Annotated in this window: 24 protein-coding genes; 13 read left to right on the forward strand and 11 right to left on the reverse strand. The window is 67.6% G+C overall.

Annotated features, from left to right (window positions below; genetic code table 11):
* Positions 1–76 precede the first annotated feature (76 nt).
* A complete protein-coding gene (locus NVV99_RS18780; RefSeq protein WP_019291151.1) occupies positions 77–274 on the forward strand; it encodes a hypothetical protein in 198 nt (65 codons plus the stop codon).
* 84 nt (positions 275–358) lie between these two features.
* On the opposite strand, the gene NVV99_RS18785 is transcribed toward NVV99_RS18780, so the two are convergent.
* The 4 genes from NVV99_RS18785 to NVV99_RS18800 all read right to left on the reverse strand — a co-directional run bounded on the left by NVV99_RS18785 (position 359) and on the right by NVV99_RS18800 (position 4,370).
* Positions 359–1,801 carry a trehalose-6-phosphate synthase gene (locus NVV99_RS18785; protein ID WP_006553569.1) on the reverse strand — a complete coding sequence of 481 codons (1,443 nt, stop codon included), beginning with the start codon at positions 1,799–1,801 and terminating at the stop codon, positions 359–361.
* Positions 1,802–1,940: 139 nt separating this feature from the next.
* Entirely contained in the window at positions 1,941–2,087 is a 147-nt protein-coding gene (locus NVV99_RS18790; protein ID WP_019291152.1) for a hypothetical protein, read from the reverse strand.
* 100 nt (positions 2,088–2,187) lie between these two features.
* Entirely contained in the window at positions 2,188–2,754 is a 567-nt protein-coding gene (locus NVV99_RS18795; protein ID WP_006553568.1) for a type 1 glutamine amidotransferase domain-containing protein, read from the reverse strand.
* An 89-nt stretch (positions 2,755–2,843) separates the two neighbouring features.
* Entirely contained in the window at positions 2,844–4,370 is a 1,527-nt protein-coding gene (locus NVV99_RS18800; protein ID WP_024101764.1) for an FAD-dependent oxidoreductase, read from the reverse strand.
* A gap of 256 nt (positions 4,371–4,626) precedes the next feature.
* On the opposite strand from NVV99_RS18800, the gene NVV99_RS18805 reads away from it, so the two are divergent.
* Positions 4,627–5,613 carry an alpha/beta hydrolase gene (locus tag NVV99_RS18805; protein WP_024101763.1) on the forward strand — a complete coding sequence of 329 codons (987 nt, stop codon included), beginning with the start codon at positions 4,627–4,629 and terminating at the stop codon, positions 5,611–5,613.
* A 137-nt stretch (positions 5,614–5,750) separates the two neighbouring features.
* Here the strand turns inward: NVV99_RS18805 and surE are convergent, their stop codons facing one another.
* Positions 5,751–6,542 carry a 5'/3'-nucleotidase SurE gene (gene surE / locus NVV99_RS18810; protein WP_006553565.1) on the reverse strand — a complete coding sequence of 264 codons (792 nt, stop codon included), beginning with the start codon at positions 6,540–6,542 and terminating at the stop codon, positions 5,751–5,753.
* Positions 6,539–7,498: a 1-phosphofructokinase family hexose kinase gene (locus NVV99_RS18815; protein WP_024101762.1), complete on the reverse strand. Its 960-nt coding sequence runs from the start codon at positions 7,496–7,498 to the stop codon at positions 6,539–6,541. Before NVV99_RS18815 ends, surE begins: the two co-directional genes overlap by 4 nt.
* 115 nt (positions 7,499–7,613) lie before the next feature.
* On the opposite strand from NVV99_RS18815, the gene NVV99_RS18820 reads away from it, so the two are divergent.
* The 4 genes from NVV99_RS18820 to NVV99_RS18835 all read left to right on the forward strand — a co-directional run bounded on the left by NVV99_RS18820 (position 7,614) and on the right by NVV99_RS18835 (position 10,731).
* Positions 7,614–8,057 carry an SRPBCC family protein gene (locus NVV99_RS18820; protein WP_006553563.1) on the forward strand — a complete coding sequence of 148 codons (444 nt, stop codon included), beginning with the start codon at positions 7,614–7,616 and terminating at the stop codon, positions 8,055–8,057.
* The gene (locus NVV99_RS18825) at positions 8,054–9,646 is read left to right on the forward strand and encodes an NAD(P)/FAD-dependent oxidoreductase (protein ID WP_024101761.1); all 1,593 of its coding nucleotides are present in this window, start codon (positions 8,054–8,056) and stop codon (positions 9,644–9,646) included. Before NVV99_RS18820 ends, NVV99_RS18825 begins: the two co-directional genes overlap by 4 nt.
* A 199-nt stretch (positions 9,647–9,845) precedes the next feature.
* The gene (locus NVV99_RS18830; protein ID WP_024101760.1) at positions 9,846–10,472 is read left to right on the forward strand and encodes a HemK2/MTQ2 family protein methyltransferase; all 627 of its coding nucleotides are present in this window, start codon (positions 9,846–9,848) and stop codon (positions 10,470–10,472) included.
* A 4-nt stretch (positions 10,473–10,476) separates the two neighbouring features.
* Positions 10,477–10,731 (forward strand): CDGSH iron-sulfur domain-containing protein, encoded by a 255-nt coding sequence (locus NVV99_RS18835; protein ID WP_024101759.1) that lies wholly within the window; start codon positions 10,477–10,479, stop codon positions 10,729–10,731.
* A gap of 203 nt (positions 10,732–10,934) precedes the next feature.
* On the opposite strand, the gene NVV99_RS18840 is transcribed toward NVV99_RS18835, so the two are convergent.
* Positions 10,935–11,090 carry a DUF6131 family protein gene (locus tag NVV99_RS18840; protein ID WP_006552398.1) on the reverse strand — a complete coding sequence of 52 codons (156 nt, stop codon included), beginning with the start codon at positions 11,088–11,090 and terminating at the stop codon, positions 10,935–10,937.
* 218 nt (positions 11,091–11,308) lie between these two features.
* Between NVV99_RS18840 and NVV99_RS18845 the strand changes: the two genes are divergently transcribed.
* The 3 genes from NVV99_RS18845 to NVV99_RS18855 all read left to right on the forward strand — a co-directional run bounded on the left by NVV99_RS18845 (position 11,309) and on the right by NVV99_RS18855 (position 13,385).
* Complete coding sequence (locus tag NVV99_RS18845) at positions 11,309–11,854, forward strand: Dps family protein (protein WP_016693685.1); 546 nt, start codon at positions 11,309–11,311, stop codon at positions 11,852–11,854.
* 25 nt (positions 11,855–11,879) lie between these two features.
* Entirely contained in the window at positions 11,880–12,986 is a 1,107-nt protein-coding gene (locus NVV99_RS18850) for an NAD-dependent epimerase/dehydratase family protein (protein ID WP_255025633.1), read from the forward strand.
* A 126-nt stretch (positions 12,987–13,112) separates the two neighbouring features.
* Positions 13,113–13,385, forward strand: a complete 273-nt coding sequence (locus NVV99_RS18855; protein WP_024101757.1) for a hypothetical protein — start codon at positions 13,113–13,115, stop codon at positions 13,383–13,385.
* A gap of 78 nt (positions 13,386–13,463) precedes the next feature.
* Here NVV99_RS18855 and NVV99_RS18860 read toward each other — a convergent pair whose 3' ends face one another.
* Complete coding sequence (locus NVV99_RS18860) at positions 13,464–14,483, reverse strand: iron-containing redox enzyme family protein (protein WP_024101756.1); 1,020 nt, start codon at positions 14,481–14,483, stop codon at positions 13,464–13,466.
* A gap of 174 nt (positions 14,484–14,657) precedes the next feature.
* Between NVV99_RS18860 and NVV99_RS18865 the strand changes: the two genes are divergently transcribed.
* The 4 genes from NVV99_RS18865 to NVV99_RS18880 all read left to right on the forward strand — a co-directional run bounded on the left by NVV99_RS18865 (position 14,658) and on the right by NVV99_RS18880 (position 17,435).
* Positions 14,658–15,515, forward strand: coding sequence for an SDR family oxidoreductase (locus NVV99_RS18865; protein ID WP_024101755.1), 858 nt, complete (start codon positions 14,658–14,660; stop codon positions 15,513–15,515).
* 67 nt (positions 15,516–15,582) lie between these two features.
* Entirely contained in the window at positions 15,583–16,590 is a 1,008-nt protein-coding gene (locus NVV99_RS18870) for a helix-turn-helix transcriptional regulator (protein ID WP_024101754.1), read from the forward strand.
* Entirely contained in the window at positions 16,587–17,150 is a 564-nt protein-coding gene (locus NVV99_RS18875; RefSeq protein ID WP_024101753.1) for a dihydrofolate reductase family protein, read from the forward strand. The genes NVV99_RS18870 and NVV99_RS18875 overlap by 4 nt, the downstream gene beginning before the upstream one ends.
* A gap of 63 nt (positions 17,151–17,213) precedes the next feature.
* On the forward strand, positions 17,214–17,435 hold the full coding sequence (locus tag NVV99_RS18880; RefSeq protein ID WP_006552390.1) for a hypothetical protein: 222 nt from the start codon (positions 17,214–17,216) through the stop codon (positions 17,433–17,435).
* A 71-nt stretch (positions 17,436–17,506) separates the two neighbouring features.
* On the opposite strand, the gene NVV99_RS18885 is transcribed toward NVV99_RS18880, so the two are convergent.
* From NVV99_RS18885 to NVV99_RS18895, 3 genes are read right to left on the reverse strand one after another with little or no spacing between them, the layout of a single operon-like run.
* Complete coding sequence (locus NVV99_RS18885; protein ID WP_006552389.1) at positions 17,507–18,364, reverse strand: polyphosphate kinase 2 family protein; 858 nt, start codon at positions 18,362–18,364, stop codon at positions 17,507–17,509.
* Positions 18,365–18,392: 28 nt separating this feature from the next.
* Complete coding sequence (locus NVV99_RS18890; protein WP_019291167.1) at positions 18,393–18,746, reverse strand: DUF4873 domain-containing protein; 354 nt, start codon at positions 18,744–18,746, stop codon at positions 18,393–18,395.
* Positions 18,747–18,790: 44 nt separating this feature from the next.
* Complete coding sequence (locus tag NVV99_RS18895) at positions 18,791–19,534, reverse strand: TetR/AcrR family transcriptional regulator (protein ID WP_024101752.1); 744 nt, start codon at positions 19,532–19,534, stop codon at positions 18,791–18,793.
* Positions 19,535–19,543 lie beyond the last annotated feature (9 nt).

Here is a 19,543-nt window from a genome sequence, read left to right on the forward strand (position 1 = left end):
CGTTTGTTCGGTTTCCCCCTCGGGTATTGCTACCCGGCCGGACGGTCCGGCATATGAGACGGATCGAGGTGAGGTCGTGCGATTGGTGAGTCTCGTGGTCCTGATCTGGTTGATCATCGGTGCGGTGGCGGCCGGTCAGCGCGGCTACTTCAGCGACTCGGACCAGAATTGCAGCAGTCTCGCGACGGTGGCAGTCACGGTGGTGGCCGGGCCGCTCAACTACGCGGGCGTCAATCCCCAGGTCGAGTGCGAGGTGCCGCAGCCGAGCGGGTAGGTCCGCATTCCTTCGGGTCTGTCGCTGTTCGAGGTGCGGAGCGTGCGGGTCCTCTCCGACAGATGTCGGAGAGGACCCGCACGCCTAACTTCCGGAGGCGGTGACGTGCGCACCCGAGGTGGCCCGCAGGTCCTCGAGGAAGGTGCGCGACCAGCGGGCGACGTCGTACTCCATGACGTGCGCGTGCATGGTCTTCATGCGCTTCTTCCGTTCGGCCGGGTCCTCCTCTATCGCTTCCACGATCGCGCGCTTGACGCCTTCGAGATCGTGTGGGTTGACCAGAAGAGCGCGGCGGAGTTCGGCTGCCGCCCCGGCGAATTCGCTGAGCACCAACGAACCGCTGCCGTCGGGGTGGCAGGCGATGTATTCCTTGGCGACGAGGTTCATGCCGTCGCGCAGGGGAGTGACCAGCATGACATCGGCACCGGTGTACATCGCGAGCAGTTCGTCGCGGTCGACCGAGGCATGGAGGTAGTGGACGACGGGGGAACCGAGCCGGGCGAACTCGCCGTTGATCCGACCCACTTCGCGCTCCACCTGGTCGCGGAGTTGTGCGTACGCCGTCAAACGCTCGCGGCTCGGCGTGGCCAACTGCACCATCACGACCTTCTCGGGATCGAGGGTGCCTTCGGCGAACAGCTCGTGCAGGGCCTCGAGACGTACGTCGATCCCCTTGGTGTAGTCGAGCCGGTCGACGCCGAGCAGCATGACCTCCGGATCGCCCAGGTCCCTGCGGATCTCGGCGGCACGCTCCTGAACGGCGGTGTCGCGGGAACGTTCCCGGAGCTGCGCGGAGTCGATGGAGATGGGGTAGGCACCGACACGAACCTGCCGGTCGCCGAGAACGATGGTGCCGCCCGACGAGGTCCCGCGCGGTGCCGGAAGTCCGAAGAGCCGGTTGGCGAGATAGAGGAAGTTCTGTGCCCCGCCGGGGAGATGGAAACCGACGAGATCGGCGCCGAGCAGACCGTCGACGATCGCCTTCCGCCACGGCAACTGCAGGAACAGTTCGGTAGGCGGGAAGGGGATGTGGAGGAAGAAACCGATCGTGACGTCGGGCCGGAGTTCACGCAACATCCGGGGAACGAGCTGGAGCTGGTAGTCGTGCACCCACACCGTCGCCCCGGGGGCAGCGGCACGGGCCGCGGCCTCGGCGAATCGCTGATTGACCGCGCGATAGGTCCGCCACCACCGGCGATCGAAAGTGGGTGGGATGAGCGCGTCGTGGTAGAGCGGCCACAGAGTGTCGTTCGAGAAACCCTCGTAGTACTCCTCGACCTCCTGGGAGGACAACTCCACCGGATACAGCGAGAGCCCGTCCTCCTCGAAGGGATCGACCGTCACGTCGGGAGTGCCGGGCCAGCCGACCCAGGCGCCACTGTTGGACCTCAGGACGGTCTCCATCGCGGTCACCAGGCCACCGGGGCTGCGTCGCCAGACCGGCGGGCCACCGTCGGTCGGCGTCTCGAGATCCACCGGCAAACGGTTGGCGACCACGACGAAATCGTCGGAGTTCGGTTCGTTCATAATCCCGCCTTCGTGCAACTGCCTTACGGCGAACCAATCCCACATGTTCGAAATCGACTACTTCTTGTTATCAAGGCGGGTAGGGGGCCGCAAACTGCGTGCACCGCTGCGGGCCTTCGACCAGCAGTTCTCCGGAAAATCAGCTTTCGCTCGGCAGGGGAGCAGCCGGGTTGTCGAACATTTCGTCGATACGCTTCTTGATCTCCGCGGTACTGAATCGCACGCCCTGGTGGAGGGCTGCGGGCGGGAAGAAGGTGGCGCCGGAAACGGGGCTCTGCTCGAGCATCGTCGAGGTCCTTTCGGAAAACAGGCGGAGATGGACCGGGACCTTTGTGGTCGCGGTCGGTGAAGTGACGAGGATCGGCCTGCGTCGTGGCCCGAACGATTCAGCTCGCGGGGTTCGCCGCGAAGAGATCTATGAGTGCCTTGCAGAATGCCGGCAGGTCGCCGGGGTTGCGGCTCGAGACCAGGTTGCGATCGACGACCACCTCTTGATCGACGACGTTTCCGCCGGCGTTGCGGATGTCGGTACGAACGCTCGGATACGACGTGAGGGTGCGGTCGCGCACCACGTCGGCCTCGACGAGCATCCATGGTCCGTGGCAGATCACGCCGACCGGGCGCCCGGAGGTGACGAACTCCCGCACGAACGACACGGCCTTGTCGTCCTGGCGCAGCTGATCGGGATTCGTGGTTCCACCGGGAAGCACCAGGCCGTCGAAGTCGCCGGGGGAGACCTCCGAGACGAGGTGATCGACGGTGTATTTCCCTGCGGCGTTGACGTCCTTCTCCATTGCCTGGATCTCGCCCTGCTCGATCGAGACGAGTCGGACCGTGGCGCCCTCGTCCTCGAGAGCTTTACGCGGCTCGACGAACTCGACCTCCTCGACTCCGTTCGTCGCGAGAATTGCGATGGTCAGTCCGGACAGTCGTGCCCCATCGGCGGAATTCATGTTCGTGTGTCCTTTCTCGGCTGCTGTCAGAATTACCCGGCTCGGATGGTGTGAAACGCGGGCTCTCACGCCTTTTTCCACCCTCGGCGTCACCTGGGGGAAAGGTTGCCGGTCGCGGGCCCCTCCAGCAGAGTGCCGTCGGCAGTGAATCGGGAGCCGTGCAGCGGGCAGTCCCACGACGACTCCGCGTCGTTCCACCGCAGGATTCCGCCGAGGTGCGGGCAGACCGCGCTCACGCGGTGCGTCCGGCCGTCGACCGTGGACACGCCGACGGGACGTCCGCAACTGCGTACCACCCGTCCCTGTCCTTCTTCCGGCTTTGATCCGGAGGACGTCGCGGCCTGCAACCAGCCCTTGGCCATGTGCAATGCGACGGTGGCATTGAGTTTGGCTGCGGTGGGAATGCCGGTCACCAGTTCGGTGCGCCATGCCGCTATGGCGGGCGCCCACGCCTCGACCTCGGGATCCGGCGACTCCGAGAACCGGGACGCGATGATGTGCGCCGCCGCGACCCCGCCGGTCATGCCCCACTTGCCGAAGCCGGTCGCCACCCAGATCCGGTCGGCACCGGGCAGGACGGGCCCGACCTCGGGGAGGCTGTCCATGTTCGTGTAGTCCTGCGCCGACCACCGGTACAGTTCGTGGGCGCCGGGGAAGGTCCGTTGACTCCATCGCAGCAGGTCGTCGTATGCGGAGCGGGTCGAATCGTGCCGGCCGACGACGTGTCCGTTGCCGCCGACGAGCAGTAGTCGATCCGCCGACGAGGGCGTTCCCGCCGCAGAGGCGGTGCGGAGCGACCGGGTGGGACTGTCCGCGGACAAGAACATCCCTTCCGGCGGGCCACCGGGCACTTCGACGGCGATGGAGTACGAGCGGTCGGGTTCCATCCTGGCGAAGAATGCACCGCGGTCCAGGATGGGGATGCCGGTTGCAAGTACGACGCGATCTGCACGGATGTTGCCGTCGTCGGTGCGGACGATGCATCCTGCGTCCTCGGTGTCCACGGTCTTCACGCGCCGCCCGACGAACACTTCGGCGCCGCACGCACGCGCCCGGTCGACCGCCGTGAACAGAATGGGCATGGGATCGACCTGCACCTGGTCGGGAATCGTGACTGCCGCGGCCACGCCGAAGGGCAGCGGGATCTCACCGACCCTCTCGGCCGGTAACCCGGCGGCGCGGCAGTGGTGGTATTCCGCGTCGATCATGCTCACGTTCGACGGATCCTGCGCGTAGGTATAGGCGTCCGCACGGTCGAAGTCGAGTCCGTGCCGCGTGCAGAAATCGACCACCCATCGTTGTGCCGCGAGGGTGCCGTCGACATATCCCTGACGGATCGCACCGGAATGTCTGCGGCCGATCTGCGACAGGCGTGTGCCCTGCAGGACGCTGACCTTGCCGGTGGTGTTCCCGGTGGTCACCGCCCCGATGTCCCGGGCTTCGAGCACCGCAACGCGTAGTCCCCTCTCAGCGAGGAGCAGCGCCGTCACGGTGCCCGTGATCCCGGCGCCGACGACCACGATGTCGTAGCGCTCCCGGCGGGCCGTCCAGTCGTCGTACGTCGCGATGTGCGGGGCGCGATCCCGCCAGAGGGACACCGTGGTCTCGGTAGGCATACGCGCTGGTTACCTCCCCGGCCGGACCGGTAAACGGGGCGCTGCGGGAGCCTCTCGCATCGTTGTTTCCGGTTCGTGATCCGAACCGGGTGTTTCGATGCCGGACAGGTGTGGGTAAACCGCAGTACCACGTCGCGTAAGGCGAAATAAATCAACCGGTTTCGTGGGTGTCCCACGGGAGGTTCCAGTGCTGTCTTCTGAGATCGACGATTTCGGTGGAGGTGAGGGCGTCAGCCGCACCCACCGAGGTGGAAGCGTGCGCTCCCGAGTCGTTCGGGGCGCGGTACGCGCACTCGCGAAGCCGGTCGTCGGGGCATGGATGGCCCGGCCCGACCTCGCGTGGCCACTGTCGGTCGTCGACGGCGCTGCGTCCCTCCTCCCCAAGCCCTCCGGAGCCCAGTACGTGGACGTCGACCTGGGCGCGTGCAGTGCAGAGTGGATCCGCGCGGAAGGACGATCGACCAAGCGCGCGGTGCTGTACCTGCACGGTGGCGCGTTCCTGATGTGCGGATTGAACACTCATCGTTCGCTGGCCGTGAGCCTGTCGGATCGCGCCGACGGCGCGGTGCTCAGCGTCGACTACCGCATGCTGCCGAACGCTCCCCTCGCACACGCGGTGGACGACGCGGTACGCGGTTACGAGTGGTTGTGCGAGAAAGGCTATCGGGGAGAGGACATCGTCGTCGCAGGCGACTCCGCCGGAGGATACCTGTCGTTCATGACGGCCCTGGCCATCGCGGAATCCGATCTGCCCCGCCCCGCCGGAATCGTCGCGCTGTCGCCCCTCGTCGACCTCGATTCCGATCGTCGCGCCGAACACGACATGCAGGCGGCCTGCCCCATGTTCCCCGGATCGGCCGTGCAGTCGCTCGTACGCTACATCGAGGGCACCCATACCCGTCTGACCGTCGACGGGGAGCCCGGACCGCTGATGTGCCCGCTCGACAACGACCTCAGTGTGCTGCCCCCGGTGATGATCCACGCCGGTCACGACGAATTGCTGCGCAGCGACGCAGAATCCATGGCGCGGGCCGTGCGGGAGGCAGGGGTCAGCTGTGACCTGCACCTGTGGCGACACCAGGTGCACGCCTTCCCGATCTTCGCCGACAGCGTTCCCGAGAGCCGGCGTGCGCTCGCCGAGGCCGGCCGGTTCGTGCAGTCCGTGACGGACACGACCGGTCGTGCGCAACGGTCCGTCGTCACGCCGATCTCTCGCTACGTCTCCGATTCCGCAGTCGCCTGAGCACTGCAGTGCTCTGAGAACTGCAGTGCTCTGAGAACTGTAGTGCTCTGAGAACTGCAGCGGCCCGAATCAATTGGAGTCGGGACCGCTCGGTCGCGGCACTCGTGACCGAGCGGTCCCGGAACCTTCTACAGCACCTACTGCTGCGAACTACCCGAGTGGGCGAATTCCAAGGTTCCGAGATCGGCTTCCGCCACCTCGAAAGGCATCGTCAGCACGGTCGCGGTCGCCCACCCCCGGCACACGAGAACGGCGTCGCTGTCGTGGGATTCGTCGAGTTCGACCGCCCGGAAGGTGACCGGCAAGGCGCGGGAGATGTCGCCGTCGTCCTCGACCTCCCCGATCTCGGCCTGGACGGCACCGAATCCTGCCAGAGGAGCACTGCGCAGTCCGCGTAACTCGTGGACGGGCATGTCGGGGATGTTGACGTTGAGAACCGTGCCCGGACGGCTGTGTTCGACGGCCCACTCGAGAGCGCGACGGGTCACCAACTCGGCGGTCTCCCACTGCGACGGAGCTGTCCCGTTGAGGGACAATGCGACCGCGCGGGCACCGTGGGTGGCCGCGGTCAGGGCTGCACCCACCGTGCCCGAATGCAGGATCGCGTGACCGGTGTTGGGGCCCAGGTTGATTCCGGATAACACGATGTCCGGTGCCGTCCCGAACGCGCCGTACGAGGCGAGGAAGGTGATCAACGCCGGAGATGCTTCCACCGCATAGGATTCCACCTCGGGCAGGTCGTCGAGCGGGCGACGGCTGAGCAGGAGTTTTCCTTCGTCCTGGAGAGCGGTCAAGGATGCGCTGGCGCCGCTGCGCTCGACATGGGGCGCCGCGACCTGCACGTCGAATCCCGCCTCGACGGCGAGGCGGGCGAGCAGGGCGAGACCGGGACTGTCGATGCCGTCGTCGTTGACGATCAGTGCTTTCATGAACGCTTCCCCTTCACCTTCCGGACCTCCACCTTCTCGGCCATCTTCTCCACAGCGCCACGATGCCCCGTCGCCAGACCGCGGCGCGTGACGTTGACCGCACCTGCTGCGGCGCCGAGACGCAGCGCGTCCTCGAACTTCGCGCCCGCGGCGTAGGCCGACGCGATGCCGGCGGTCATCGAATCTCCGGCACCGTGGTGGTCCACGGTCTGCACCGAGGGTGCCTCCACCTCCCAGATGGTTCCGTTGTCCAGTGCGATCGCCGGATCGCCGGCGCGGGAGATCACCACCGAGGCGGCACCTTCGTCGTGGAGACGGTGCAAGGCCTCGATGAGATCGTCGAGATCCTCGGACTTCGCGCGACCGTCCTCGATGAGATCCTCGTGGCTCACCTTCAGCACGGTCACCCCGCCTTCGAGGGCCGCACCGAGGGTGGGGCCGGACAGATCGGCGACGACCGGGATGCCGAGGGCTCCCAGATCGGCGCACAGGCGCGTGTACACCTCGCTCGGTACGGCGTCGTCGTTGTGCGGTCCGCCCAGCATCGCGACCTTCGCGCACATCGCGGACGCCAGCGACGCGCTGAACAGATCGTCGGTCTCGTGACGGGTGAGTGCCGGCGGGTCGATCTCCACGATCTCCTTCCGTTCGCCCTCGCGCCGGTCGTGGATGTAGGAACCGTTGGGTGATGCGGTCTCCACGGCATGCACCGTCACGCCTTCGCGGTTGATCATGTCGACGAGGATCGTGCCGGACTCGCCGCCGAACGGTCCGCACAGGTGCACGTCCATTCCCAGGGTCGCCGCCATGCGGCCGATCCAGAATCCCTGCCCGCCGGGATGGACGTGCAGTTCGGTGCTTCCGTCGGGTGCCTTCTCGAGGGTTACCGTGAGGAGCGGGGACGGCGCGAAGACGAAGGCGTACGGGTTGGAGGAGGGGGTGTTCTCGGCTTCCATGCCCGCCCGGATACCCCCTCCGAACAGCGATGACACCCGGCGTCGTGTGACACCTGCGGAAGCGGGGTATGCGTCTGCCGCAAGCGAGCTGTCGTCCAGAGGATGAGGAGCGGGCATGGCCAGGATCGCGACGATCGAGACTTCGGTGGCACCGGCGCGTGTATGGGAGATCCTCGCCGACGGCTGGCGGTACGCGGCATGGGTGGTGGGTGCGTCGCGCATCCGGGCCGTCGACCCCGCCTGGCCGCAACGGGACACCCGGATCCATCATTCGGTGGGTCTGTGGCCTCTCCTGCTCGACGACCACACCGAGGTCAGCGAGGTGGTGCCCGAACGGCAACTGGTGCTGCGCGCACGTGCCTGGCTGTTCGGCAAGGCCGAGATCGCGATCTCGCTCGAACCCACCCACGACGGCGGCACCCGCATCACGATGGCCGAACACGTCGTCGAAGGACCGTACGCCCTCGTCCCCGATCGCGTACAGGAGGAAATGGTGTTGCCACGGAACCAGGAATGCCTGAGACGGCTGGTGCTGCTCGCCGAAGGCGCCACCGAATGAGCGACGCGACGGTCGATGCGGTTGTCATCGGCGCCGGACCCAACGGTCTGACCGCCGCCGCGGTGCTCGCCGACGCCGGATGGGACGTCCTCGTACTGGAGGAACAACCCGAACCCGGTGGAGCGGTGCGCAGCGCAGAACTTCACCCGGGATACTGCGCCGATCTGTTCAGCGCGTTCTATCCGCTCGGTGTGGCCTCACCGGCCTTCCAAGCCCTCGATCTCGCGTCGCACGGCCTCCGCTGGGCGCGTTCCCCGAAGGCCTTCGGTCACCCGCTGGGCCCCGACGACGAGGACGCGATCGTCGTCTCTCCGGATCCGACCGACACGGCGGCCGACCTCGAGCGTCGCTACGTCGGTGACGGGGAAGCGTGGCTGGCGCTGTTCGACCAGTGGAAGCAGGTACGCGGCGCGCTTCTCGAACTGCTCCTCGGTCCGTTCCCGCCCGTCCGGGGTTCCGTGGACCTGCTGCGCACCATGAAGACGGGAGATCTGCTGCGCTACGCGCGCATGCTCGCGCTGCCCGTCACCCGGATGTCGTCGGAGTTGTTCGGCGGTTCGGCGGCGCGGCTGCTGCTCCTGGGCAATGCCATGCATGCCGACACACCGCCCGAGGCGCCCGGCAGCGGCGTGATGGGTTACATGCTCACGATGCTCGCGCAGGACGTCGGATTCCCCGCGCCGGTCGGCGGCGCGGGAGCGCTCACCGACGCGCTGGTCCGGCGCGGCGCCGCAGCGGGTGCCCAGCTGCGATGCGACTCGCCGGTCGTCGGCGTGGAGGTGCAGGGCGGGAAGGTCTCCGCAGTCCGGATCGCCGGTGGCGAGCGGGTGAAGGTGCGACGTGCCGTCCTCGCCGATACCTCGGCCCCGGCCCTGTACACGCGGCTCCTCCCGGCCGACGCCGTCGGGTCACGGGTACTCGACGACCTGCGCAAGTTCGAATGGGACACCCCGGTCGTGAAGGTGAACTACGCGCTCGACGGCCGCGTGCCGTGGCGTTCGCCCTCGTTGAGCGGGGCCGGCACGGTGCACGTCGGTGCCGATACGGACGCGATGATCCGGTGGTCGGCCGATCTGTCCACCGGGGTCGTCCCCGAGTCGCCCTTCCTCCTCTTCGGGCAGATGACCACCACCGACACGACGCGGTCGCCCGAGGGAACCGAAAGCTGCTGGGCCTACACACATCTGCCGCGGGGCATCACCGACGACGCGTCCGCCGACCACCTCGCCGAACGCGTCGACGCGCAACTCGAGGCCTACGCACCGGGTTTCGGTGCACGCGTGGTCGGCCGGCACGTCCAGCGACCCGGCGACCTCGAAGCGGCCGACGCAAATCTCGTCGGCGGCGCCGTCAACGGTGGAACCGCGCAGGTCCACCAGCAGTTGTTCCTGCGGCCCACTCCCGGTTTCGGCGGACCGCGGACCCCGGTCGAAGGGGTGTATCTCGCCAGCTCGGGTGCGCATCCGGGCGGGGGAGTCCACGGCATGGGTGGCTGGAACGCCGCTCACGCCGCACTCGCGGACGGCAAACGCACCGCTCCGGTGACCCGACGCGTGCGAAATGCCGCTCGCCGGGTGCTGTTCTCGTGATTGCTGGGCCTCCCACGCGGAACGGTGGCGTGTTTCACACGGAAGTCGCGCGGGTATCCGCCCGCGAACGGACGGATCCGGGTTTTCGGCCCGGGGTGGTGGAGATGCCGTCGAACTCGAGATACCGAGGTGGTGTGACGTGACAGCTTCCCTGGCGCTGGACGGATCGGATTCGCCGCGGGTATGGCGTCTTCCGGGGGTGTACCGCCCCCAAGAGGATTCGTATCTGCTCGCAGGCGCGCTTGCGGACGCAGGCGGTACGAAGGGTGCGAAGGTGCTCGACTTCTGCACCGGGACAGGGTTTCTGGCGGTGAACGCCGCCATGCTCGGTGCTTCGTCGGTGGCGGCCTTCGACATCAACCCGCGAGCCGTGTTCAGCGCCCGCGTCAACGCGTGGTCGCGCCGGCTGCCGATCCGTGCCCGGCAGGGAGGCCTGGACGAAGCGTTGCGCCACGGTCCGTTCGACATCGTCTTGTCGAATCCGCCGTACGTTCCGTGCGACGGGGAGAACCGCGACCCGCGCTGGGATGCCGGCGCCGACGGACGCTGCGTGCTCGATCCGTTGTGCGACAGCCTGCCCACCCTGCTCACGCCCGGCGGATTCGCGCTGATCGTGCACTCCGAGTTCACCGGTGTGGAGGCGACACTGTCCCGGCTGCGCGAGGCGGACCTCAAGGCATCCGTCGTCGCCCGCAGCCGTATCCCCTTCGGACCGGTCCTTCGCAACCGCACGGACTATCTGTACTCGTCGCAGCTGGCGGAGCCCGGGGCACTGACCGAGGAGGTGGTCGTCGTCCGCGCCGACCGCCCCCGCACGAGGAGTTGAGAACGTGAGCAAGGCACCGAAGATCACGCAGCTCACCGCCGACGGAGAGTGCGAAGCACGGGTCGTGCGGCAGGTGAGGGGCGGTCCCACCCTCGTCGAGGGCCCGGTGCGGATCGTCGAGGACGACGGCGCCGAGACGGTCTCGGACCGTTTCGTGGTGGCCGTGTGCCGGTGTCACCGCAGCGCGCTGTACCCCCTCTGCGACACCAGCCATCGCGCACTCCGCACGCCGAAAGCCGCGGCGCGCGCCGACACGTAGTCACCCGACGAATCTGCCGATCCGGGCCGGTCCCCGCACAGGGGCCGGCCCGGATGTCGTTCCGGGACCCGGTCCGTCCGTCCCTGTCGGGACCGGTCCGTAGAGGTACGGAAACGACGGATCCCGGGTGCAGTGAGCACCCGGGATCCGCAGTTCTGCTTCGTGCCGGACGTCTCCTTCCGGCACGGACGATCGGTAGGGGGTCAGTACCAATGCGCGCGTCCGCCGATCGCCCGGCCCGTCGCGCCCAGGATCGCAAGGATCACGCCGATCACCAGGAGTATCACTCCGAGTGTGGTGAGGATCGAGATACCCGTGAAGAACCCCACCACCAACAGAATCAGACCCAGAATGATCATTGTCGCCACCTCAGATGTCATGACCGAGACCTGGAAGCCTCGGTGCCCGGCGATCGAATAACCGGGTTGGTCCGTTTCCAAACGTTTGTGACTCGCCGAATTCGGACGAAATTCTTCGATGCAGGTCGCGGGACGTCCGGTGCGCCCGGATGTTTGGATTCCACCGTGCCTCGGGTATTCGCCCTCCGACACACCCGAGAGCATTCTGGAGGAAGAATATGTCGAACTCGAGCTATACGGTTCCCGGTCTGAGCGATGCCGACGGCTCGCGCACCGCGCAGATTCTCCAGGAGCGCCTGAGTGCCTACAACGACCTGCACCTCACGCTGAAGCACATCCACTGGAACGTCGTCGGTCCGAACTTCATCGGCGTCCACGAGATGATCGACCCGCAGGTCGAGCTCGTGCGTGGATACGCGGACGAGGTCGCCGAGCGGATCGCCGCGCTCGGTGCGTCCCCCAAGGGCACGCCCGGCGCCATCGAGAAGAACCGCACGTGGGACGACTACTCGGTCGGCCGCGACACCGCGCAGGCGCATCTCGCCGCGCTGGACCTCGTCTACGACGGGATCATCACCGACAACCGCAAGGCGATCGACGAGGTCGGCAAGCTCGACCCGATCACCGAGGACGTCCTGATCGGCCAGACCGGCCAGCTGGAGAAGTTCCAGTGGTTCGTCCGCGCCCACCTCGAGAACGCTGCCGGTACTCTCCAGAACGCCGATGCGCAGACGGAGAAGGACGCAGCGGAATCGGCCCGCTGACCGGGACGCTCGGACGATACCGGCGATGCCGATGGCTTCCACATCCCGAACCGGTCTGCCACGACGCATCGTCGTCACCGGAGCGAGCGGAAATGTCGGCACGGCGCTTCTGCGCCGGCTGGCCGCTCATCCCGCACAACTCGATATCGTCGCGATCGCGCGCCGGATTCCCCCGGCGCGCGATCCGTATGCGGCGGCACGGTGGTGCGCCGTGGACCTCGCGGCTCCCGACGCCGCCGAGGTCCTGACGCCTATCTTCGCGGAGGCCGACGCCGTCGTGCACCTGGCGTGGGGATTCCAGCCCTCGCACCGTCGCGACTATCTCCGGCGGGTGGCGGTGGACGGCACCCGCGCCGTCGTGACGGCCGCCGCCGAGGCCGGTGTCGAGCACGTGATCCACATGTCCTCCGCCGCCGTGTACTCCGACGGTGCCTACGGTCGGGAGGTCGACGAATCGTGGGCGCGCGAAGGTGTACCCACCTGCGTGTACAGCGTCGACAAGGTCGCGGCGGAGAAATTCCTCGACGACTTCGAGACCGGCACGAACGTGCCCGTCCTCACCCGTTTCCGCCCGGGATTCATCGGGCAGCTCGTCTCCGGCTCGGGTCTCGAACGCTACGTGCTGCCCGAGTCCGTGCCCGCCGGCATCACGAACCATCTGCCGCTGATCCCGATCGACCACAGGCTCACGATCCCCGCCGTACATTCCGACGACGTCGCGGATGCGCTGGTCGCAGCGCTCGAACGACGGGTGCCCGGTCCGTTCAACCTGGGTGCACCGACGCCAGTGGGGGCACAGGACTTCGCGGCCCCGTTCGACTGCCGGACGATTCCGGTGCCGCGATGGGGTCTGTCGGCCGTCGCCGAAGCGACCTGGCGCCTACGGCTGCAACCGGTGCAGGGCGGTTGGATCGACCTCGCCTACACCTGCCCGATGCTCGACTGCAGAAGGGCCCGCGAGGAACTCGGATGGTCGCCGAAGTACGACGGTCCCGAGGTGTGGTCCGAGACGGTGCGCGGCATGCGCAGCGCGACGGGCACCGATAGCCCCGTCCTCTCTCCGCGCAGCGCGCGCGAACGACTCGCCGCGCTCGTCGAACGTGGGCCCATCGGCCGGCGGATACCGCCGTAACACTCTCGGCCGTAACGCTCTCCTGCGCAGAACCATCCGCCGCCCTCCGTCGTCCCCTGCTGGGCCGTGGAGGGCGGGTTCGTGGAGGGCTGGTTTCGTGGAGGGCCGGATGCGGTATCCACCACCATGACGAAACCATCGAATCGAGCTCACGCTCCAACCACTGCGTCCCGAGCTTCGGGCTGGGTCGGATACGCCTGCATCCTCGCGGGGATCGCTGTCGTCGCTCTCGTCCTCTACGCGGCGGGCGACGGATTCGAGGGATGGGTGATCGTCGGAGCCATCGCTGCCGCCGTGCTCATCGTCATCGGCGTGGTGATGTCCGCGCTCAACCTCCGTCGACGCCGCCTCCGCGGGTCCGGTGGCACCCCCACACACGAACCCGGCCTGATCGACTGAGCCGGGACCCCGGCACCGACGAGTGGAGCCCCGGGACGCACTGTCCCGGGGCTCCACTCGCTGACTCGTACCCGAGTGTCAGGCCGGTGCCTCCGCCGACGTGAGGAGCGAGCTGCGACCGGCGGTCCAGCTGCCCAGCAGATGGCTTCCGAGCCGGCCCTCGAGGAACTCGATGGCCTGCGCACCGAACGAGATGTCCTGCGCCCGAGACGGATCCTGTTCGATCATGTAACCCACCACGTCGTGCCGCAGGACGAGCTCGTGGACGGCGTCGGCCTCGATGTGCTCGGAGTAGAAGAGGACGCACGCGTCGTCGGCGCCCAGACGCTCGAGAGCCTCGACCATGCGGCGGGCGCTGGGGGCGGTGGTGATCTCGGCCGCGGCGAACATCCCGACCAGCATCGGCGTATATGCGCGGTGCAGACCGCACAACGACATGAAGTTCACCGTTGCAAGGGTGACGGCGGGAACGACGTCGAGATAGCCCAGATAGTCGTCCTTCAGGCCGGCGGCGAGCAGCAGGTCGGCGAACAACCGCGAGTGCATGCGCTCGGCCCGACCTCCGCCGTACTCGTCGAACTCGACGGCGACCAGCGCGGCTTTGGCGCGACCGGACAGTCGAGGGATCGCGAGGGCGTGTGGGTCCGCTTCCTTGAGGTGGTAGATCGAGCGATGGACGAAGAACTCGCGCATCATCTCCCACGTGCCGTTCGCGGCGAGCTCGTGGGAGACACCCCACGAGTCGTCCGGCTCGCGGCACAGGTCCTCGAGGACACCCTGCGGATCGTCGGAAGCCGGGACGTCGGCGCGCAGCCGATCGAGGAAGATGCGCTCGAGACGCGCCCGGACCCCGAGCGGGCCCGGTGCCCATTCCCAGGCCGGGTCGACGCCCGCGAACCCGCGGTAGTGGAGCTCGTAGAGAACGGCCAGAGCGAGTTGGACGTCCTCGCCGTAGGCATCCGCGCCGTCGGTCGCGACGTCCCACACGGCATCGTCCACCGGGCCACCGAGTCGCTCGACGATCTCGGCGGAGATGGGTCCGCGGGGCGTGGGAAGCGGAGCGTCGTGCACGTCGCACATCCGGGTCTCATGAGCCATACGCCGGGGTTACCCTCTCGGAGCAGTGCAGAAACGACCCGTCGGTCGGTGCAGAAACGACCCGTCGGTCGGTGCAGAAACGACCCGTCGGTCGGTGCAGAAACGACCCGTCGGTCGGTGCGGACCGGGGAAACGGGCGTGAATATCGATGCAGCCTGTGGGTATCCGGCGGCCATGAGCGAGGACCGCGAACGAGAACCACACACCATCGACTATCCCGGTGAGACCGACGAGATGGCCGAGCGCCCCGCCGACGAGATGCGCGATTACGTCGGCCGCGGGTTGCTGTCCGGCCGCAAGGCCCTCGTCACGGGCGGCGACTCCGGCATCGGACGGGCGGTCGCCGTCGCCTTCGCGAAGGAGGGTGCCGACGTCGCGATCGCGTACCTCGAGGAACACCGCGACGCCGAACACACCGCCGACCTGGTGCGGCGCGAGGGCCGCACATGCCACGTGATCGCGGGCGACCTCGGCGACGCGCAGCACTGCCGGGCGGTGGTGGCCGAGACGGTCGAGCAACTCGGTGGCCTCGACATCCTCGTCAACAATGCCGGCACCCAGCAGCCCGTCGACGATTTCGCCGAGTTGAGCGAGGAGCAGTGGCGCCACACCTTCGCCGTGAACATCGACAGCTTCTTCCACGTGACGAAGGCGGCCCTGCCGCATCTGACGCCGGGCGGTTCCGTCATCAACACCGCGTCGGTCAACGGTCTGCGCGGCAACAAGACGCTCATCGACTACTCGGCGACCAAGGGCGCGGTGATCGCCCTGACCTACTCGCTCGCGCAGGCACTGCAGGACAGGCAGATCCGCGTGAACTGCGTGGCGCCCGGACCGGTGTGGACACCGTTGATCCCGGCGACGATGGACGCGGAGAAGGTCTCCGAGTTCGGGCAACAGGCCCCTTTCGGCCGCGCCGCGCAGCCCGACGAGATCGCCCCGTCCTACGTCTTTTTCGCATCGGAGACGATGTCGTCGTACTACAGCGGTGAGGTACTCGCCCCGCTCGGCGGCGAGACCATGCCGGGCTGACCGGGTGAGCCGGTAGAGAGCAAGAACGGTCGGGCGGCGGCCGGGGTCTGCGCGCGACACTGAACGCATGACCTTCGGCCGTGACCGACTGCGGGAACTGCTCGACGCCGTTCTCGACGAGAACAACGCGACCCTCGAACGGATGGCGCAGCACGCCTACGCGTCGCAGTGGCACTTCAGCCGCACCTTCGCGGTGGGCACCGGCGAGTCGCCGGTGGCGTTGCGGCGCCGGGTGATGCTCGAGCGTGCCGCCTGGCAACTGCGTCACGGCAGTTCGGTCACCGATGCGGCGTTCGCCGCCGGCTACGACAGCGTCGAAGGGTTCGCCCGGGCCTTCGCCCGTGCCTACGGATATCCGCCCAGCGAGGCCGCCCGGGTGCTCGGCACCGGCCGTAGGGATCCCGGGGCGCCTGCGCCCGTCGACCACTGGGCGCCCGCGCCCGTCGACCACTGGGCGCCCGCGCCCGTCGATCACTGGTTGCCCGCCCCCAACGGCGTACATTTCCATCCGCCCACCAATCTCTGGGTCGAGGAGGACGGAAGGCGGTCCACCGCGCCCGATTACCCGGCCGCCGAGGTCCTCGCGCAGATGGTGCAGCACGACCTCGCGGACACCCGCTATCTCCTCGAGCGCGCCACCGAGCTCGACGACGACGAGCGCGACCGGATCAGGTTCCCCGGACTGGTGGTCCTCGAATGGGACGGTCCCGAGGAATCCGTCTCACGTGTGCTCGGCAACCTGGTACGTGCCAAGGAGATGTGGTTGGCCTCGATGGCCGGCGCTGACCACCCCGAGGATTCTGACAACGGGATCGACTCTCTGACAGAGCGTTTCGAGGACGTTGCTCCGCGCTGGGTGGAGACGATCCGCGACATCCATCGCCGCGGCGCCTGGGGCGACGTGCTCATCGACGCCCTGTGCGACCCTCCCGAGAGCTTCGTCCTCGGGGGAGTGGTCGCCCACGTCCTCACCTTCGCCGCACACCGCCGTCAACTCGCGCGGCACATGATGCGGGCGGTCGGGCTCGACGTCGATCACGGAGATCCACTCGACTGGAACAGGAGCAGCTCATGACCCGGATGATCTACTACACCGCAAGTACACTGGACGGCTTCCTCGCCACCGAGGACCATTCGCTCGACTGGTTGCTCACCCGGGAGTCCGGTGACGGCGGGCCGTTCGACTACGAGAAGTTCATCGCCGGTATCGGCGCCATCGTCATGGGATCGTCCACCTACCGCTGGGTGCTCGACCATGCAGGCGAGGACAAGTGGGAGTACGACCTGCCCTGCTGGGTGTTCACGCATCGCGACGACCTGCCCGTCGCCCGGGCAGGCGACGAACCCGGCGACATCCGCTTCACGCAGAAGGACGTCCGTCAGGTCTACGACGAGATGGCCGAGGCCGCGAACGGCCGCGACCTGTGGATGGTGGGCGGCGGTGATCTCGCCGGACAGTTCGCCGAGCGCGGTCTGCTCGACGAGCTCGTCGTCTCCTTCGCGCCGGTGACCATCGGTTCCGGCCGTCCGTTGCTCCCGCTACACGTGGAGATGCGCCTCACCGAGCTCGGGCAGAGCGGCGAGTTCGCCGTCCTCCGCTACGAGGTGCTGAAGGAATCCACCGGTCGGTTGTGATGCGAGTCACGTGCAGGTACCGTCGGCATCGAGAGGGACACACCTCGTCCGAGGAGGCCGGTCGTGAAACTCAATCTGTTCGTAGCCTGGAGCGCGTATGCGCTCGCACTCGCCTCGATCCTGATGATCGCCCTGACGATCGTCGCCGCGGGGTACGGATTCTCGGGCTGGGCGCTCGTCGCGGCGCTCGGCGCTGTCGTCGCACTCGGCGCGGCATTCGGCATGATGGCCGGAACCGTGCGCCGAGACCACAGACGGCACTACGACACCCCGCATCTGTTCTGAGGGTGATACCTGACGCGAGTCGGTGAAAGCCGACTCGCATCACTCACACGACATCACGACTCTGCGAGACATCACGACTCTGCGAGTCGACGCTTCTCCGTTTCGATGTCGAAAGTAGGCTCCGGCCAATCGAGGTCGAGACGTTCGAACGCGTCGATGAGCAGTTCCGTCACTGCGAGGCGGCTGTACCACTTGCGGTCGCACGGTACGACGTACCAGGGCGCCTCGTCGGTGCTGGTCCGATCCAGCATGTCCTGATAGGCCTGCTGGTACTGCGGCCACAGGGCGCGCTCCGAGACATCGCTCGGGTCGTACTTCCAGTGCTTGTCGCGGCGCTCGAGGCGCTCGGCGAGGCGCTTCTTCTGCTCGTCCAACGAGACGAACATCGCGACCTTCACGATGGTCGTGCCCTCCCGGACGACTTCGCTCTCGAACCGGTTGATCTCGTCGTAGCGTCCGCGCCAGACATTCTCCGGCACCAGTGATCTCACCCGCGCGACCAGCACATCCTCGTAGTGCGACCGGTCGAAGACGCCGAGCTGACCGTTGCGGGGGAGGGCCTTCGCGATCCGCCACAGGAAGTGGTGCCGCTTCTCCTCCTCCGTCGGCACCCCGAAGGCCTTATGGTCGACGCCCTGCGGGTCGATTTGGCCGACGACGTGACGCACCATGCCGCCCTTCCCGGCGGTGTCCATGCCCTGCAGGATCAGCAGCACCGAGCGGGTGCCGCCGGTCCGCCCCTCGGCGAACAGCATCTCCTGCAGATCGGAGAGGATGGCACCACGTTCGGCGAACAGACGTTCGCCGAGCGCCTTGTCGCCGTCGAATCCCGGGGTGCCGTTCGTGTCGATGTCGGCGACGCGGGTCTCGGGCGTCGCCCGGAGGGCTTCGACGATCGATGCGGGCCGGAAGACGTCGTCCTTCGTCATCCCGCCAGCGTGTCACACGCAGTCGTGATCAGGCGGGATCGACACCGTCGGTCTCGGTTGGCAGAGGGTAGGGCGGTCGCGAGATGCCGTCGACCATGTGGCTGCCCCACAGGTCGACCTCCGAGATGCGGGCGGTCGCGGTCTCGGGGGCGTCGGGCACCGTGATCGTCACGGTGGTGCCGGGGGCGGGCGAGGCGTCTGCTCCGAGGGTCTCGGCGAGCCTGCGGAGCCGGCCGCGCCACACGTGCCGGCCGAGCAGGGGGTCGAACCGTCCGGAGATCTCGACGTCGACGGCGACCGTGCGGTTGCCCACGGTGACCTCGGCGGGACCGCGGTAGCCGGGATCGTCCTCGTCGTGCAGGTCGTCGGCGTGGTCGCTCATGTCCGCACTATACATGCAACTTCGAGTAACAGTAAAGGTGTCGATCAGGGAGTGGTCGACGACTCCGGCAGGAGTGGATGCGGTTGCGACTTGAAGCGCACCGGAGATCCGGCGACTCCGGCGATGCCGTTCATGCCGCCCCAGATCATCATCGTCAGATAATCGATCAGGTCCTCGGCGGTCATCGACTTGTTCGAGATCCACCAGTGCGTCGCGAGCTGGATGCCGCCGACGATTCCGTACGCCCACGGCACGGCACCACCCGAATCCATCTCGAGCAGCCGCAGCCGTTCCCCGAGGACGGTAGCGACGAGCTCGGCGATCATCCGCTCCGAATCGGCCACCACGTCGCGCCCCGCCGACGCGCTGTTGCTCATCACGTACAGATAGACCTCGGGATCGTCGGCGACGGTCTCGACGTAGGCGGTGATCGCCTCCCGGGTGAGCTCGTACTCGTCGAGATCCTCCGCGACCGCCGCGTAGATCCGGGGAGCGAGGACCGTCTCGACGTACCGCAGCATCGTCGCGGTCGTCAGGTCGCTCTTGTCGGTGAAGTAGCGGTAGAGCACCGTCTTCGACACGCCGATCTCGGCGGCGATCTCGTCCATGCCGATCTCGTGGCCGCGGGAGCGGATCGCGTTGATGGTGCCGTCCACGAGCTCTTCCCGGCGGGCGATCTTGTGCTCGTGCCAGCGCCGTTTGCGGCCGTCCTGCTTCACGGGCGGGGCGGCCTCGCTCGAGGTCGTGGTCGAAGTCGTCTGCGGTCTGCTGGACACTGTGTGGCACATCCGTTCGGT

It is taken from the genome of Rhodococcus sp. PAE-6 (genome assembly GCF_025290685.1).
In the GTDB taxonomy this organism is placed as follows: domain Bacteria; phylum Actinomycetota; class Actinomycetes; order Mycobacteriales; family Mycobacteriaceae; genus Rhodococcus; species Rhodococcus pyridinivorans.

Bases quoted from the DNA above. Each gene is read 5' to 3' on its own strand.
- NVV99_RS18785 (WP_006553569.1), bottom strand. From the start codon at position 1,801: ATGAACGAACCGAACTCCGACGATTTCGTCGTGGTCGCCAACCGTTTG.
- NVV99_RS18790 (WP_019291152.1), bottom strand. From the start codon at position 2,087: ATGCTCGAGCAGAGCCCCGTTTCCGGCGCCACCTTCTTCCCGCCCGCA.
- NVV99_RS18795 (WP_006553568.1), bottom strand. From the start codon at position 2,754: ATGAATTCCGCCGATGGGGCACGACTGTCCGGACTGACCATCGCAATT.
- NVV99_RS18800 (WP_024101764.1), bottom strand. From the start codon at position 4,370: ATGCCTACCGAGACCACGGTGTCCCTCTGGCGGGATCGCGCCCCGCAC.
- surE (WP_006553565.1), bottom strand. From the start codon at position 6,542: ATGAAAGCACTGATCGTCAACGACGACGGCATCGACAGTCCCGGTCTC.
- NVV99_RS18815 (WP_024101762.1), bottom strand. From the start codon at position 7,498: ATGGAAGCCGAGAACACCCCCTCCTCCAACCCGTACGCCTTCGTCTTC.
- NVV99_RS18820 (WP_006553563.1), top strand. From the start codon at position 7,614: ATGGCCAGGATCGCGACGATCGAGACTTCGGTGGCACCGGCGCGTGTA.
- NVV99_RS18825 (WP_024101761.1), top strand. From the start codon at position 8,054: ATGAGCGACGCGACGGTCGATGCGGTTGTCATCGGCGCCGGACCCAAC.
- NVV99_RS18840 (WP_006552398.1), bottom strand. From the start codon at position 11,090: ATGATCATTCTGGGTCTGATTCTGTTGGTGGTGGGGTTCTTCACGGGT.
- NVV99_RS18845 (WP_016693685.1), top strand. From the start codon at position 11,309: ATGTCGAACTCGAGCTATACGGTTCCCGGTCTGAGCGATGCCGACGGC.
- NVV99_RS18850 (WP_255025633.1), top strand. From the start codon at position 11,880: ATGCCGATGGCTTCCACATCCCGAACCGGTCTGCCACGACGCATCGTC.
- NVV99_RS18855 (WP_024101757.1), top strand. From the start codon at position 13,113: ATGACGAAACCATCGAATCGAGCTCACGCTCCAACCACTGCGTCCCGA.
- NVV99_RS18860 (WP_024101756.1), bottom strand. From the start codon at position 14,483: ATGGCTCATGAGACCCGGATGTGCGACGTGCACGACGCTCCGCTTCCC.
- NVV99_RS18865 (WP_024101755.1), top strand. From the start codon at position 14,658: ATGAGCGAGGACCGCGAACGAGAACCACACACCATCGACTATCCCGGT.
- NVV99_RS18870 (WP_024101754.1), top strand. From the start codon at position 15,583: ATGACCTTCGGCCGTGACCGACTGCGGGAACTGCTCGACGCCGTTCTC.
- NVV99_RS18875 (WP_024101753.1), top strand. From the start codon at position 16,587: ATGACCCGGATGATCTACTACACCGCAAGTACACTGGACGGCTTCCTC.
- NVV99_RS18885 (WP_006552389.1), bottom strand. From the start codon at position 18,364: ATGACGAAGGACGACGTCTTCCGGCCCGCATCGATCGTCGAAGCCCTC.
- NVV99_RS18890 (WP_019291167.1), bottom strand. From the start codon at position 18,746: ATGAGCGACCACGCCGACGACCTGCACGACGAGGACGATCCCGGCTAC.
- NVV99_RS18895 (WP_024101752.1), bottom strand. From the start codon at position 19,534: ATGTGCCACACAGTGTCCAGCAGACCGCAGACGACTTCGACCACGACC.